Source organism: Mycobacterium sp. VKM Ac-1816D (assembly GCF_000416385.1).
Classification (GTDB): Bacteria; Actinomycetota; Actinomycetes; order Mycobacteriales; family Mycobacteriaceae; genus Mycobacterium; species Mycobacterium neoaurum_A.
In genome coordinates this window covers 90,959-105,849 of record NZ_AOHQ01000133.1, presented here as the reverse complement: position 1 = coordinate 105,849, position 14,891 = coordinate 90,959, and the positions used below count along the sequence as shown (strand labels likewise).

Genomic DNA, 14,891 nt, shown 5'->3' with positions numbered 1-14,891 from the left:
GTTTGAAGGCACCTGTTCCAAGTTGGTCGGTGAGGTCAGCAAGTAGCTCGTTAGTCTCACCCAACTCTGTGGTGTGGTCATTACCGGCGAACCACACCCTTTGGCGGCGTTCGAGTGGACCAAGGTTCTGGAGAATCCTGCGTTCGAGTTCTTTGTCGGCCAACTACAACGAAATCGTGCGTTTGTCAGCACTGCTCCTTGTATTGCGCAGATGCACAACGGTATCGCGGCTTGCGTCCTGCCCTGCCCTGCCCTTGAGTCGACACACTGAGCGGCCACACACGCGCAATACAGGATCCGAAGGAGCAGGCCAGAAGAGCGAGCGGTCGGCTCCTTGCGATTTTTCCGTCCCGATAGCTCCACACCGACACGATCGAACATGTCACGGGACAGAACCGGTTCGGCTCGAATGATGGAAGATCCATCGTCACCCACGATGAGCACTTCCTGTCCGAGCACTTTCTTGCCCTTGGCGTCGCGCTGAAGTCGCCCCTGCGAATCCAACAATTGTTCGCGCGTGACAACGCGACCGGGCAACGTCGGGCACGTCAGAGCTCGTCTGAGCCGCCTGCTCGCGCCACCCCCAGCACTGTGCATCACAAGTGACAGGCTCCTGCCGTCAACCCCAACATCGAAGGTGGCCGTGATCGGCTCGCCCATTGCATCGTGAACACGAAACACTCGTCCCTCTTTCCTCGACGTCCAGTAATCGACACGGTCTCCGCGTCGTCTGACGATGGTTTAGGAGTGGGTTAGTACATTTGCAGAATGGGCGAGATCGAGCCGGGAAAAACGAACAAACCTGAGCGGTTCGACCCGCTCCTCAAGGCCGCGATGTGGTCAGTTGGCGCCGGAGTAACAGTGCTTGCGGTCCTAGCAGTGTTGGCTTCCACGATTCCGTGGGACGGGTTCTGGCGCGGAGCAGGCCAACCCTACGCGACGACTTTGGCAGCGCTGGCCGCCATTTCGGCGGCAGCGATCGCCCTCCACAACAGCCGGACGCAGTTGGAGGAGTTGCGCGAACAACGCAAACAAGATCAAACACGCTATGAGGAACAGCGGGATCGAGACCAGAAGCGGTACGAGGAGCAGCGCGACCAGGATCAGGATCGATGGTTCGACCAAAGGCGTAGGGACGACATCAGGGAGCTACGACGGAGATTCGCGGAAGCCACGCAACAACTAGCCGACGATCGGCCGACAGTACGACGCTCCGGCGTTTACTCAATGATGGCGCTCGTTCAGGATTGGCGCGATCTGGGACAAGCGGCCGAAGCGAGAGTGTGCCTCGGCGTGCTCGGGGCTTATGTGGCAACTCCGAACCCTACCTACTCGGAGGAGCAGGGGGTACACAGACCCGAGGCCGGCTCGGATGGACCGATTCGCGCTCTGATCGTGTCAGTCTTCTGCGAGGATGGAGCGCCAGAGTGCGTTGGCGAGTTCGACTCCTGCAACCTGCTCGAGTACGCAGACCTCCGCGCGGTTGAATTCTTGGGAATCACATTTAATAACGTGATGTCTCTTAGCGGCGCGAAACTTAATGGTGCCGACTTCATCGGCGCAACGCTGCCCGATCGAATGGATTTTTCCTACGCGAAGTTGGACTACGCATGGTTGCCAAGTGTGAATCTTCGGCACGCGGATTTTGGGGGGGCATCCCTGAGAAGCGCTCATTTCGATCGAGCCCAGTTGCATGACGCAGATTTTCGGTTCTCGATGCTTGATGAAACAAGCTTTGAGGAAGTGACCTACAACAAGGGAACCAGCTGGCCGGACGGCTTTTCACCGCCTGAGACTGCGGTCCTTTCCACCAAGGTTTAATTGGAAACAGTCGAGCACGCGACCGTCCACATTCCCGCGAGCGTGCGCCTTCTCTCCTGCGAACCCGGCGTGTTGGGGTGCAGACACGCACGTTCGCCGGAAACGGGAGCTAGCGGATTGCTTCGTAGCGGCGCAGCGCCTCCTTGCGCTCGGCGCTGTGGTCGACCATCGGCTCGGGGTAGTCGGCGCTGCCGTACTCGGGCACCCAGCGCCGCACATACGCCCCGTCGGGGTCGAACTTCTTGCCCTGGGTGTCGGGGTTGAACACCCGGAAGTACGGGGCGGCGTCGGTGCCGCAGCCGGCGGCCCACTGCCAGCCGTGCTGATTGCTGGCCATGTCCCCGTCGACCAGCTGCTCCAGGAACCAGCGCGCGCCCCACTGCCACGGCAGGTGCAGATCCTTCACCAGGAATGACGCGGTGATCATCCGGACCCGGTTGTGCATGAACCCACTCTCGGCGAGCTGGCGCATCCCGGCATCGACGATTCCGAAACCGGTCTTACCGGCCTTCCAGGTCTCGAACCGCCGCTTGGCGTCCGCGTCCTCGTCCACCGCGATCGCGTCGAAGGCCTTGTTCCAGTTCCACCAGACGCTACGCGGCCACGAATCCAGCACCGTGGCATAGAAGTCGCGGAACGCCAGTTCCCGCAGATAGGCCTGCGGGCCCTCCCCCGACGTCAGGTCGGCGGCCATGGTGCGCGGATGGATGGCGCCGAACTTCAGATGCGCCGACATGCGGCTGATGCCCTCGATATCGGGGCGGTTGCGGTCATCGCCGTAGTCGGCAATCTTGTTCTTGACGAACGATTTCCACGCCTTGCGCGCGGCGGTCTCCCCCGCCGGCAGATCCAGCTGCGCCACCCCGTCGGGGATATCGGCGGCCTTGGCGGCACGGCCGACGTCGCTCGGGTCGATCCACGTCGCACTCTTGGGCCCGGTCTTGGCCGGTGCCCGCCAGCCATGCTCGCGCCAGGCCCGAAAGTACGGGGTGAAGACCTTGTAGGGAGTCCCGTCATCCTTGGTGACCCGCCCCGGGGAGACCAGATACGGCGAGCCGCTCTCCTCCAGCGGGATATCGCCGAGGGCCTCGCGCACCGCGGCATCGCGGCGCTTCCCGTACGGCGAGAAATCACCGGAGACGTGCACCGCCGAGGCCTCGATCGCCTTGGCCAGCGCGGGGATTCGCTCCTGGGCCCGGCCCTCGGTGACCAGCAGCCTGCCGTCGAGCTGATCGTGGACATCGCGCAACGCGTCGTAGAGGTACTGCAGCCGTCGCGGGCCCGAACTGGCGTGCAGCCGCGGATCGAGCACGTAACAGGCCAGCACCTCGCCGTCCTTGTCGGCAGCGTCCAGCAGGGCGGGCAGATCGTGCAACCGCAGGTCGCGCCGGAACCACAGCAACGTAGGCATGCCCTTCATGCTGCCCCGTGCGCTGGCCCGGCAAACCTCGCCCTACAGCGGGTCACGCGCCGCCGGGCACGACATGCAGCGCGGACCGCCGCGACCGGTGCCCAGCTCCGATGCCGCGATCGGCAGCACCTCGATACCGGAGTCGGCGAGCCGGGTGTTGGTCTCGGTGTTGCGTTCGTAGGCGACCACGACACCGGGCGCCACGGCCAGGGTGTTGTTGCCGTCGTCCCACTGCTCACGTTCGGCGGTCACCGGGTCCAGCCCGGTGTCGATGACGCGCAGCTTGCCGATGCCCATGGCGTCGGCGGCGGCCTCGACGAACGGCGCCGCCCGGTCGATCTTCACTCCCCCACCGTCGACCTTGTGAATGGTGAACGCCGACAACGAGTCCACGATGTTCGGGTACATGACCACGGCATCGGCGTCGACCATGGTGCAGACGGTGTCCAGATGCATCTGGGCCCGTTCCTGCGCGATCGGCACGGCCAGCACCGTATGCGCTAGATCATCGTCGAACAGGCTGCGGGCCAGGGCCTCGGCACCGGCCGGGGTGGTGCGCTCCCCGACGCCGACGGCGACCACCCCGGGGGCCAGCAGCAGCACGTCACCGCCCTCGACCGGGGCCGACCGCGATTCGTAGGCCCGCCGCACGCCGAGGAACCGCGGATGGTGGGCATAGATCAAGTCGGTCAGCGAGGTCTCGCGGACCCGCGCGGGCAGGGCCAGCGAGGTGATGGCCACCCGCGGTCCGATCCAGAACGACGAGTCGCGGGTGAACAGCAGGTTGGGCAGCGGGTCGATGACGAAGTCGCCACCGTGGTGCATGCGGCGCACCAGCGAGAACTCGGTGGAGGCGAACGGTAGTTCGTCGAAGGTCATGCCTGCCATCAGCACGTGCGCCAACGCGTCCGGTTCGAGCGTTCGCAGGTACGCCGAAAGCTCTTGGGCCAATGGGATTCCCAGTCGACGGGGGTCGACGGCGGCGGAGATGCCGTGCATCCGGGCGGCACCGGAGGCCAGCGCCTGGGCCAGGAGATCACCCAGTAGCAGCACCTCGACCCCGCGCGAGGCCAGCAACGCCGCGAACGCGTCGTGTTCCTCTTGGGCCTTGGCGACCCAGGGCAGCCCGTCGAACAACAGGGTGTCGTTGTTGCGCGGGGTGAGCCGCTGCAACTCCGCGCCGGGACGGTGCAGGATCACCGTCCGCAGCCTGCCGACCTCCGAATTGGATCCCAGCGGTATCGCTTCCACGTTCAGAACGTTAACTCAACTATGGTTGAGGTGTATGGAGACACTTGAGCTCACACCCGGTGAGATGGCCCGCCGCAGCGGGGTGGCCGTGTCTGCGCTGCACTTCTACGAGCGCGAGGGTCTCATCGTGTCGCGGCGCACATCGGGCAATCAGCGCCGCTATCGGCGCGAGACCCTGCGCCGGGTGGCCTTCATCCGGATGTCGCAGCGTCTGGGCATTCCGCTGGCCCGCATCCGCGACGCGCTGGCCACCCTGCCCGAGGACCGGGTGCCCACCAGTAAGGACTGGGCGCGGTTGTCGGCCGGGTGGCGCGAGGACATCGACGCACGGATCCTGCATCTGCAGCGTTTGCGCGACAATCTCGCCGGGTGCATCGGGTGCGGATGCCTGAGCCTGAAGGCGTGCCGGCTGGCCAACCCCGACGACGTGCTGGCCGATCAGGGGCCCGGCGCGGCCAACCTGTGATATCGAACGTCTGTGCGATAGCCTTGGTTCGTGTCACTGGCCGTTCAGGGGTCGCTCTTCGACCATTCGGAGCGTCGGAGCCTGGGTGCGGGCGCCTGGATCGACGTGCGTGCGGGCTGGCTCAACGGTTGGTTGGACGATGACAAGACGCTGTTCGACGAGCTGCTGACCGCCATCCCGTGGCGTGCCGAGCGTCGGCAGATGTACGAGCGGGTGCTCGACGTGCCGCGTCTGGTCAGCTTTCACGATCTGACCGCCGCCCCCGCCCCACATCCGGCCATCGCCCGGCTGCGGGTCCGGCTCAACGACATCTACGCGGGCGAACTCGGCGAACCGTTCACCAGCGCGGGCCTATGCCTGTATCGCGACGGCACCGACAGCGTGGCCTGGCACGGCGACACCGTCGGACGCAGTAGCACCGAGGACACCATGGTGGCCATCGTCAGCCTCGGTGCGCGCCGGGTGTTCGCGATGCGCCCGCGCGGCGGCGGACGGAGCCTGCGGTTGCCCCAGGCCCACGGCGACCTGCTGGTGATGGGCGGCTCGGCGCAGCGAACCTGGGAGCACGCGGTGCCCAAGACGGCCCGGCCGACCGGGCCGCGGATCAGCATCCAGTTCCGGGTGCGCGACGTTCGCTAAGTCCGCCCGGCCCGGACGTCCTCGACCGCGGCGGTGAGCATCTCGCGGGCCTTCTCGGTGTCCACCGGGGCCACCGGGGTGTTCGGCACCACCAGCGGATTGGCGGTCACGATGACCATGAAGCTGTCGAAGTTCGCGACGTAATTGAACAGTTCGCCGCTGCGCGGCTTGCCGTCGACGGTGGTCTGCACGACGCGATGAGTGCCGAGCACGCGGGCACCCTCGATCTGCGGGGACTCCACCACCTCCACCAGGCCGCGCACCCCCGGTCCGCCGAACGCGACCTTCTGGCAGTCGGGGCCCGGGTCGTTGGGGGGCACCGGCTCGGAGGTCTGCACCGCGATGGCGATGAACCGGTTGCCCTTGCCCTCTGCGGTGGTGGCGGCCATATTGCCCTGCGCGCCTTCGGGAATGGCCAGGCCCGAAGCGAATTTCGCGCAGGCCGCCGGTTCGATCGTGACCCCGGCGGGCACGTTCTGCGGTGCCAGCATCTTCGGGTCGATACCGGTCGGGCCCGTGGTGGTGACCTGAAAGCCCGAGTCGAAGACCGATTTCACGGCGAAGACGCCGGCGATATCGGCTTTCGGCGAGTCGGCGGAGGAGCACGCCGTCAAGGCGGCAGCACAGGTAACCAGGGCCAGCGCCCGTGACGTCAGCATCGCCGCCAATCTACCCGGCCGCCTGCGCACTCCCGGTGATCTCGTGGGTCGCCGAGATCAACAGCCGACCCGCGACGTCCGGCCCGAGCTCCGGCAGCGCCGAGCCGGGATCGGTGACGACGGTGATGGTGACGACGTAGCCGGGACTCGGGTAGGCGATCGCGGTATCGGCGTGGGAACGGGTTTCGGTGCCACCCTCCACCACGGTGGTGGCCACGGTGGCCATGGCCGCGGTGGGTGTGCCGGGGATGTCCGGGGCGGCGATCGCGGTGACCGTCGCGGTGGTGCGACCGCCCCGCAACGTCCAGATCTCGCAGCCGGACGGGATGGCGGCGACGGGTCCGGGGCCGGCCACCACGGCGTGGATGATGCCCCCGGGCCCGGAGGCCGACCAGCCGTGTATCGGCGCACCCGCGCCCGGGTCGGCCAACACCGCGCATCGTTCGGGTTCGGCGGCCCAACCCGCCGTGATGCCCCAGAAGCCGGCCGGCGCGGCATTGCCGTCGAGCGGGGTGACCTCGTACCCCGGTGGAAGATCGGCCTGAACACGCTGCACCGCAGCGGGATTCACCACCTCGGCGGTCGGCGCACCCGAACCGTCTGCCTGTTCGGTCGGCGGGGCGGGCGCGGGGGCGGCGCAGGCGCTGATCACCAGCACCGCGCCAAGGCCCATCGCGTAGCCACGCACACCGCCTGTGTTACCACACCGACGCCCGGGTGTGGATCGCGAAACGCGTTTCCCGACATGCCGTCGGTTTCCGTCCCGCCCTGTAACGTCCGATCCGAGATTCGACGGACAGGAGAACCGATGAACAAGCAGACCACAGCCCGGGGCGCGGCCGTCGCGGTTGCGGTGCTCAGCCTCGCCCTGGCCGGCTGCGGATCCGACACCAAGACCGATACGAGCTCCAGCGCCGAGGAGACCTCCACGTCCACCTCGGCCGCCGCCGCGCCGGAGAACGACAGCGATGCGCCTGCCGACGCCGGCGAGAATCTGACCATCGCGCAGTACATCCAGCAGAACGGCATCACCGAAGCGCAGGTCAAACGCGGCACCCCCGGGTCGCCGTCGGTGAACCTGCCGACGCCGCAAGGCTGGGTCGACGCCGGTCCGGCCACCCCGGAATGGGCGTGGGGACAGCTCGTCTACACCGATCCGAGCATGCCGCCGCCACCGCCGACGATCACGGCGATCCTGTCCAAGCTGACCGGTGATGTCGAGGGCGCCAAGATCCTGGAATACGCGCCCAACGAGCTGAAGAATCTCCCCGAGTACAACGGCGGCAATGACGGGCAACCCGGCAAGCTCGGTGGTTTCGACGCCGTGCAGGTCGGCGGAACCTACGTCAAGGACGGCAAGACCCTGCTGGTCGCGCAGAAGACGACGGTCATCCCGGCCGACGACGGGCTGTTCGTCCTGCAGATCAACGCCGAGGGCACCGAGGAGCAGATGGGCCCGCTGATGGACGCCACCGCCGCCATCGACGAGCAGACGACCATCACGCCCAGCTGATCACGCCCGCGACATCGCCGAGGCCGCCGCGATCTGCGCCGGGCTCGGCCGCACCCCGGTGTAGCGCTCGAACTGTTCGGCCGCCTGCAACGCGATGACCTCTGCACCGGTGATCACCGGGATGCCCGCGGCGCGGGCTGCGGTGATCAACGGTGTCTCCGAGGGCATCGCCACGACATCGAACACGGTCGTCGCGGCGCCGATCGCGTCTTCGTCGAATGCTCTGGCCGACTCCTCGGGACCGCCTGCCATCCCGATCGGGGTGACATTGACCAGGATCGGTGCCCGCAGACCGTCCGGGGAAGTGGCGTGCTCCCAACCGATCCGGTCGGCCAGTGCGCGACCGGTGCCGGGGTTCCTGGCGACGACCACCCCGCGGGTGAACCCGGCTCCGACGAAGGCGGCGGCCACCGCGTTGGCCATCCCACCGCTGCCGCGCAGCACCACCGCGTCGTCGGGATTGAGCTGATGCTGGGCGATGAGTTGTTGTACCGCAAGGTAATCGGTGTTGGATGCGGTGAGGTGACCGTCATCGTTGACGATGGTGTTGACCGACTCGATGACCCGCGCCGACGGCTCGATATCGTCGACCAGCGCCATCACATCGGTTTTGAACGGCATCGAGACCGAGCAGCCACGGATGCCCAGCGCCCGCACCCCGCCGATGGCGGCGGCGATATCGGTGGTGGTGAATGCCTTGTAGAGGAAATCCAGGCCCAGTTCCTCGTACAGATAGTTGTGGAACCGCGTGCCGATGTTGCTGGGCCGCGCGGCGAGCGAGATGCACAGCGTGGTGTCCTTGTTCAGCGACGGCCGGCCGGCACTTCGCGCTGGGTGCGACATCAGCCCACCGATCCCATCACCCGCCGGGCCAGGCCGGCGATCTCATCGTAGATTTCTGGACGCAACGACAGCGCCTCGGCCGGCGGGACGTCGATCTCGGTGACCACCACGTTCAGATCATCGCGCACCCAGTGGGCGCCGGCGCGATCCAGGATGGCGCGCATCGCGTAGTTGTCGGTCAGCACCCGCGCCGAGAAGCGGGTGACGCCCCCGACATGCGCGGCGACGGCCAACGCGTCCATGAGGAATGTGCCGATACCGTGGCCCTGGTAGATGTCGGCGACGATGAACGCCACCTCGGCGGTGCTCACGCCGTGGCCTTCGCGGACGAACCGGGCGTCGGCGACCACCGGACCGTCCGGGCCCGCCGTCATCACCCAGACGAAGTGATCGACGTAGTCGACCTCGAACAGATAGGCCATCAGCGAGGGCGTCGGTACCCGGGTGCTCTGGAACCGCCGATACAGCGTCTCGGCGGAGAATTCGATGGGTCCGTCGATCGTGCGCACGTTGTCACCGGGGAGCACCGGACGCAGATGCAGGACGAGGTGGTCACGCAACGCGATCTCGATCGGCGTCAGATAGGCCGCCAGCCGCTGGCGGGCGGTGCGCACCAAGCGGGGCATCACGCCCGGCAGTTCGACAAGGGCGGCAAAGGCTTCGGGGCCACCCACCCATCCCGTCAACGACGTGGCGGCCACCACGGTCGCGCTGCGCCGGGTGTGCCGCAGCAAGGCGATCTCACCGATGACGACGCCGGGATCGATGGTGACGGTGACCGTCTCACCGCCGTCACCGACATGGGTCACCTCGGCCTGTCCGGTGGCGATCAGCAGGAAGGTCAGCGCCGTCTCACCCTGCCGCATGAGGACCTGTCCCGGGTCGGCGACCAGCGGCTGCAGCTGAGCCGCCAAGGGACGCAGCGAGTCGGCCGCGCACCCGGCGAAGAACTCAAGCGCAGCCAGTTCGTCGGCACGGTCAGCGGTCACTCCGGACACCTCACGAGGCTACGGCGCGGTCATCGGGGTCGGCAACAACGGTCAAGATCAGGTTTGCTATGAACGTGGGGAGATACCGCTTGAAAACGTTTTCTACGCACCAGTCAGTAATTTGTGGCAAACTCCGCGTATGACACAAGCGCTGCGCCGCACTCGGGGGCGCCCAAGAGCAGCTAACGGAGCGGAAACCCGCGAGCGAATCATCTTCGCGGCTCGTCAAGTTTTCAGCGAGCTTGGCTACGATGCGTCGACTTTCCAGGAGATTGCCGAGCGCGCCGACCTGACCCGCCCAGCAATCAATCACTACTTCTCCAACAAGCGCGATCTGTACCAAAACGTGCTGGACACGACCCACACCGGACTTATCGAGGCCGGGATCGCCGCAGCGGCCGGCCAGAGCACCCTGCTGGACAAACTGACCGCGTTGATGAGCGGCATGCTGGCCGCGCACCGCGAGACCGACTCCGCCGCAGCTTTCCTTGTCACCTCGATGCTGGAGGCCCATCGCCACCCCGAGCTGAAGAACGACGAATACGCCCCCCGCGACGGAATTCGCACCTTTTTGGCCGATGCCGTCAGCGACGCGATCGCAAACGGTGAGTTGACCGATGAAACCGACGGCAATTCACTCATCGAGATGTTGCTGGTGCTGATGTTCGGCATGGGCTTCTACGCCGGGTTCGTCGGCACTGATGATGAGGTCGCCGCCGTCATCGACAGATTGCGCCGGCTGTTGTCCAACGACCTGTGGGCGCTGCGGGAGCCTGCCGCCAGCTGAGCCGGCATCCGGTCCTACCGCGACGGTCCGGCGGCCTAGCCACGCGGCTGTTGCAGCGCGCTGACGAACTCGCCCAGCGGGTCGGCCGAGGTCGCCGCGTCCCCGATGAACGGATGGGACAGCTGCACCACCAAGAACAGGTTGGTCGCCACCAGCACACCGACGATCGCCACCATCGGGTAGTGCATCGAGGACCGCTCGACGCCGTAGATGATCGCGGTGCCCAACACCAGCGTGCTGGTCAAGAAGATGACTCCCCACAGCGGCCACGGCGCCCCGTCGTCATCGCGCGCCTGCAGCAGCCGCACCGTGCGGGCCTGGCTCATCTTGTCCAGGTTGCTCAGCGATGTGGTCAGCCGGCTGCGCTGGGCATCGGTGGCCGGTTGGAGCTCACCGTACGCCCGGTACACCGCCTCCAGTGCCCGGTCGGCCGCCGGCGTGGTGGTCGCGTTCCCGCCGGGCCACTCCCGCAGCGCCGCCTGCCCGTAGTCGAGCAGGACACCGCGCAGCCGCTGGGCGTCCTCGTCATCGAAAGTCGTGGTGTCCCTGGCAAGTTGCACCGCCTCCGCACCCTCTGCCCTGACGTTGGCGTCCGCGGTGTTGATATGCCCCCACATGGACGAGACGACGAACCCGATGAAGAAGGCGTAGACGAAACCGATGACCCCGTAGGTGAATCGGACGACGTCATTGTGGTCGTCGCCCTGCAATCCCGGTAACCGACGGCGTACCAGCATCTGCAGCAGCACGGCCCCACCGGCGATCACCACCACCATGATGACCAGCAGTGCACCGGCGGGAACATGCTCGACCAGCCAAGCGCTCATCGACTGACTGTAGAGCGATCCGGTCCCGCCGTCGATGAGGTCGTCTAGGGTCTGCCCCGTGGTGACCGATCACAAGTCGAACAATGAACGTATCCGCCAGGGCGAGTGGGCCGGCGGGATTGCCGACGAGCCGGCGGCGGTCCCCGCCATCCGGATCGGGCGTCGCTGGGTCAGCACGGCGTGGCTCGTGCCGCTGACGATCGCCGCACTGATTGTCGGCGTCGCCATCGCCCAGCACCTACGGCAGCACGAATGGATGCAGGAGTTCATCCTGCGCTATCCGGGAACATCGGCGCCTCGCGGCGGTATCGAACCCGGACTACCGGCCTGGCTGCGCTGGAGTCACCTGTTCAACATCGTGTTCATGATGTTCATCATCCGGGCCGGCCTGCAGATCCTGGCCGATCATCCTCGGCTGTACCTGAACTCGGGCAGCACACCCGGAACCGCGTGGCTGCGGCTGCGCGGTCCGATACCGGCCGATCGACTCGATCCGGCCGAGCCGGCACGGGTGTGGACCGCCAAGGACGACTCGGTCTCTTTGCCGAAATGGCTTGGCATACCGGGAGTCCGGCACACCATCGGTCTTGCCCGCTGGTGGCACTTCACCTTCGACACCCTGTGGCTGCTCAACGGGGTCGTCTTCTATGTCCTGTTGTTCGCCACCGGCCAGTGGCGTCGCATAGTGCCGCAGTCCTGGGATGTCATCCCCAACGCGGCCTCGACGATGGTGCAGTATCTTTCCCTGGACTTTCCGGTCAATGACGGCTTCGTCGCCTACAACGCACTGCAGTTGACCGCCTACTTCCTGACGGTCTTCGTCTTCGCACCATTGGCATTCGTCACCGGCATACTGCAAGCTCCGGCGATCGCCGCACGATTCGGATTCGGCGCCGGGCCGGCCAACCGCCAGGTTGCCCGCTCGGTGCACTTCCTGATCCTGGCGTGGATGGTCTTCTTCATCGCCATCCATACGATCATGGTCTTCACGACAGGCCTGCTCGGCAATCTCAACCACATCGTCTTCGGAACCGATACCGAATCCTACTGGGCGTTGGTCATCTATCTCATCGCGATGGGGGTGATCATCGCACTGTGGCTGCTGGCGTCGCCGGTGACCCTGCGGTACCCGCGCCTCGTACAGCGAGTGGGCCGATTCGCGGTCGGATGGATCAAGGGCCTCATGGAGTGGGTGCACCCCAAGGCCGAGTACTCCGAAAGGGACATCTCCCCGTATTTCTGGCCCAACGGAACCCTGCCGGCGTCATCGACCTATCGGGAGTTGGCGGCCGGAAACTGGTCCGGTTACACCCTGCGGGTGGGCGGGCAGGTCGAGAACCCGACCGAACTCAGTTATGCAGATCTACTCGCGATGCCCAAACACGATCAGATCACCCAGCACTACTGCATCCAGGGCTGGTCTGGCGTGGCCAAGTGGGGCGGAGTGCGGATGGCGGACATCCTCGATATCGTCCGGCCGCTGCCGTCGGCGCGCTGGGTGGTGTTCTACTCGATGGCCGACGGTTCCGAGCCGGGCGGCGGACGCTATTACGACTGCCACCGGATCAGCCACATGCGCCATCCGATGGCCCTGCTGGCCTATGAGATGAACGACGCCCCGCTCACCGAGACCCATGGCGCACCGCTGCGTTTACGCAACGAGGTCGAGCTCGGGTTCAAGCAGGTGAAGTGGATCGAATCCATCGAGTTCGTCGACAGTTTCGACCATATCGGCAAGGGGCAGGGCGGCTACAACGAAGACCACGAGTACTTCGGCTTCCGGATGCCCATCTGATGTTCCGCGGCGGCGGCCTGTTCGCCGCGACGAATCAACCGGTCGCCAACAACCACAGCAGTTGCAGTTTCTCGTAACTCGGACTGCCGGGCGCAGCGGTGTAGACCAACAGGGTGTGCGACTCCTCCGGGTCCAGCAGGATCTGACAGTTCAGTTCGAGCTCGCCGACCTCGGGATGCACATAGCGCTTGAGCTCGCGGGGTTTGACGCCGATCTCGTGGCGATCCCAATGGGCCCGGAACTCGGCACTCTGGTTGGTGAGAAGTGCCGCCAGCTCGGCGGCCCGCGACTGTGGCCCGCGAATCCCGAGCAGTCCCCGCAGGCCGGAAACGTACATGCGCGAATAGAACTCGTGATCCTCGGGTGGATACAGATCGCGTGCGGCCGGATCGGTGAACCACCGGTACCCGCTGCTGCGCGCGGCACCGGTATGCCGGGTCAGATCACCCACCAGCGCAATGCCCATCGGCGTCTGGCGCAGCGTCTCCCCCAGCTCGGTGACGATCTCGGCGGGGGTGTCGGCCAGCCTGTCGAAGATCCGCAACATTCCCGGTCCGACATGGTCGGTTACCGACCCGCGCACCGGCGGCCGGTGGCCGGCCAACCGGTACAGGTGGTCGCGTTCATCGCGGGTCAGATGCAGGCCCTGCGCGATAGATGCGATCATCTGCTCCGACGGCTGGGGTCCACGTTCTTGTTCCAGCCTCGAGTAGTAATCGGTGGACATGTGGCACAGCGCGGCCACCTCTTCCCGACGCAGGCCGGTGGTGCGCCGGCGCGGGCCGCGGGGTAGCCCGACATCCTCGGGCTGCAGCGCATCGCGCCGCCTGGTGAGAAAGTCTGCCAGTCCCCGTCGATCGATCATGTCCGCCATTGTGGTGCGGCCCGGCCTGCTCATCCACGGATTGACCGTCCGTGGTTACCTCCCACCATCGCAGGCAGTGTCGTCTGCATGACCCGTCAACCATACGAACTGCCACTCCCCGACCTGACCGGACGCCGTGCCGTCGTGACCGGCGCCAGCGACGGTATCGGACAGGGCATCGCCACCCGACTGGCCGGCGCCGGAGCGGAGGTGGTCATGCCCGTCCGCAATCCCGTGAAGGGTGAGGCGGCCGCGGCCGCCATTCGATCCCGGCACCCGGCGGCGCGATTGCGGCTGGAATCCGTCGACCTCGCCTCGCTGGCCTCGGTGCGCGCACTCGGCGAAAGGCTGTGCGGCGAGGGTGCTCCGATCCATCTACTGATCAACAATGCCGGGGTGATGACGCCACCGCGGCGCGAGCGCACCCTCGACGGATTCGAATTGCAGTTCGGCACCAACCACCTCGGCCACTTCGCCCTCACCGGCGCACTGCTGCCATTGCTGAAGGCTGGCCGGGCGCGCGTCACCTCGCAAACCAGCGTCGCCGCACGCGGCGGCAAGATCAACTGGACCGACCCCAACTGGGAGCTGACCTACGATGCGATGTCCGCGTACCGGCAGTCCAAGATCGCCTGCGGGCTGTTCGGTGTGGAGCTGGCCACGCGCAGCACCGCGGCCGGCTGGGGGCTCAGCAGCACCATCTCTCATCCCGGCGTCGCCCCGACCAGCCTGCTGGCCGCCCGCCCGGAGATGGGCAGGACCGAGGACACCACCCAGGTTCGGCTCATCCGCTGGCTCTCGGCACACGGGCTACTCGTCGGCACTGTGCAGACCGCGCAGCTCCCGGCGCTGATGGCGGCGACTGCCTCCGATCCCGGCGAGTTCTACGGTCCCCGGTGGCCGGGGAACGCCGGCGGGCCGCCCGGTGCGCAGAAGCTGTGGGAACCCTTGCGCGACAGGGCCGCTGCGGACCGGTTATGGGATCTCTCTGAGCGGTTGACCGGAGTGCGGTTCGGCTGAGTCGC

15 protein-coding genes are annotated in these 14,891 nt (G+C 66.4%); 7 read left to right on the top strand and 8 right to left on the bottom strand.

Going from position 1 to position 14,891, the window contains the following annotated elements:
* Window positions 1–768 precede the first annotated feature (768 nt).
* Entirely contained in the window at window positions 769–1,821 is a 1,053-nt protein-coding gene (locus G154_RS13000) for a pentapeptide repeat-containing protein (protein WP_019511936.1), read from the top strand.
* A gap of 109 nt (window positions 1,822–1,930) precedes the next feature.
* Here G154_RS13000 and G154_RS12995 read toward each other — a convergent pair whose 3' ends face one another.
* Together G154_RS12995 and arcA are read right to left on the bottom strand one after the other, a co-directional pair.
* A complete protein-coding gene (locus tag G154_RS12995; protein ID WP_023986203.1) occupies window positions 1,931–3,232 on the bottom strand; it encodes a deoxyribodipyrimidine photo-lyase in 1,302 nt (433 codons plus the stop codon).
* Window positions 3,233–3,274: 42 nt separating this feature from the next.
* Window positions 3,275–4,474: an arginine deiminase gene (gene arcA, locus G154_RS12990; RefSeq protein ID WP_023986204.1), complete on the bottom strand. Its 1,200-nt coding sequence runs from the start codon at window positions 4,472–4,474 to the stop codon at window positions 3,275–3,277.
* Between the two features lie 43 nt (window positions 4,475–4,517).
* Between arcA and soxR the strand changes: the two genes are divergently transcribed.
* Together soxR and G154_RS12980 are read left to right on the top strand one after the other, a co-directional pair.
* The gene (soxR, locus tag G154_RS12985; protein WP_019511939.1) at window positions 4,518–4,949 is read left to right on the top strand and encodes a redox-sensitive transcriptional activator SoxR; all 432 of its coding nucleotides are present in this window, start codon (window positions 4,518–4,520) and stop codon (window positions 4,947–4,949) included.
* Window positions 4,950–4,979: 30 nt separating this feature from the next.
* Entirely contained in the window at window positions 4,980–5,588 is a 609-nt protein-coding gene (locus G154_RS12980; RefSeq protein WP_019511940.1) for an alpha-ketoglutarate-dependent dioxygenase AlkB, read from the top strand.
* On the opposite strand, the gene G154_RS12975 is transcribed toward G154_RS12980, so the two are convergent.
* Together G154_RS12975 and G154_RS12970 are read right to left on the bottom strand one after the other, a co-directional pair.
* Entirely contained in the window at window positions 5,585–6,247 is a 663-nt protein-coding gene (locus G154_RS12975) for a DUF5642 family protein (RefSeq protein WP_031601669.1), read from the bottom strand. The two genes, G154_RS12980 and G154_RS12975, sit on opposite strands and share 4 nt — an antisense overlap.
* 10 nt (window positions 6,248–6,257) lie before the next feature.
* The gene (locus tag G154_RS12970; RefSeq protein ID WP_023986206.1) at window positions 6,258–6,935 is read right to left on the bottom strand and encodes a DUF5642 family protein; all 678 of its coding nucleotides are present in this window, start codon (window positions 6,933–6,935) and stop codon (window positions 6,258–6,260) included.
* A 120-nt stretch (window positions 6,936–7,055) separates the two neighbouring features.
* Here G154_RS12970 and G154_RS12965 point away from each other — a divergent pair, with 120 nt between their 5' ends.
* The gene (locus G154_RS12965) at window positions 7,056–7,760 is read left to right on the top strand and encodes an LpqN/LpqT family lipoprotein (protein WP_019511943.1); all 705 of its coding nucleotides are present in this window, start codon (window positions 7,056–7,058) and stop codon (window positions 7,758–7,760) included.
* Here G154_RS12965 and G154_RS12960 read toward each other — a convergent pair whose 3' ends face one another.
* The gene (locus tag G154_RS12960; RefSeq protein WP_019511944.1) at window positions 7,761–8,603 is read right to left on the bottom strand and encodes a shikimate 5-dehydrogenase; all 843 of its coding nucleotides are present in this window, start codon (window positions 8,601–8,603) and stop codon (window positions 7,761–7,763) included.
* On the bottom strand, window positions 8,603–9,601 hold the full coding sequence (locus G154_RS12955; RefSeq protein WP_023986207.1) for a GNAT family N-acetyltransferase: 999 nt from the start codon (window positions 9,599–9,601) through the stop codon (window positions 8,603–8,605). Before G154_RS12955 ends, G154_RS12960 begins: the two co-directional genes overlap by 1 nt.
* A 130-nt stretch (window positions 9,602–9,731) precedes the next feature.
* On the opposite strand from G154_RS12955, the gene G154_RS12950 reads away from it, so the two are divergent.
* Window positions 9,732–10,379, top strand: a complete 648-nt coding sequence (locus G154_RS12950) for a TetR/AcrR family transcriptional regulator (RefSeq protein ID WP_023986208.1) — start codon at window positions 9,732–9,734, stop codon at window positions 10,377–10,379.
* A 35-nt stretch (window positions 10,380–10,414) separates the two neighbouring features.
* On the opposite strand, the gene G154_RS12945 is transcribed toward G154_RS12950, so the two are convergent.
* Complete coding sequence (locus G154_RS12945) at window positions 10,415–11,206, bottom strand: DUF4239 domain-containing protein (RefSeq protein ID WP_019511947.1); 792 nt, start codon at window positions 11,204–11,206, stop codon at window positions 10,415–10,417.
* 58 nt (window positions 11,207–11,264) lie between these two features.
* Between G154_RS12945 and G154_RS12940 the strand changes: the two genes are divergently transcribed.
* The gene (locus tag G154_RS12940) at window positions 11,265–13,001 is read left to right on the top strand and encodes a molybdopterin-dependent oxidoreductase (protein WP_019511948.1); all 1,737 of its coding nucleotides are present in this window, start codon (window positions 11,265–11,267) and stop codon (window positions 12,999–13,001) included.
* A 34-nt stretch (window positions 13,002–13,035) separates the two neighbouring features.
* Here G154_RS12940 and G154_RS12935 read toward each other — a convergent pair whose 3' ends face one another.
* Window positions 13,036–13,866 (bottom strand): helix-turn-helix transcriptional regulator, encoded by an 831-nt coding sequence (locus tag G154_RS12935; protein WP_023986209.1) that lies wholly within the window; start codon window positions 13,864–13,866, stop codon window positions 13,036–13,038.
* Window positions 13,867–13,953: 87 nt separating this feature from the next.
* Here G154_RS12935 and G154_RS12930 point away from each other — a divergent pair, with 87 nt between their 5' ends.
* Window positions 13,954–14,886 (top strand): SDR family oxidoreductase, encoded by a 933-nt coding sequence (locus tag G154_RS12930; RefSeq protein WP_023986210.1) that lies wholly within the window; start codon window positions 13,954–13,956, stop codon window positions 14,884–14,886.
* Window positions 14,887–14,891: the final 5 nt, after the last annotated feature.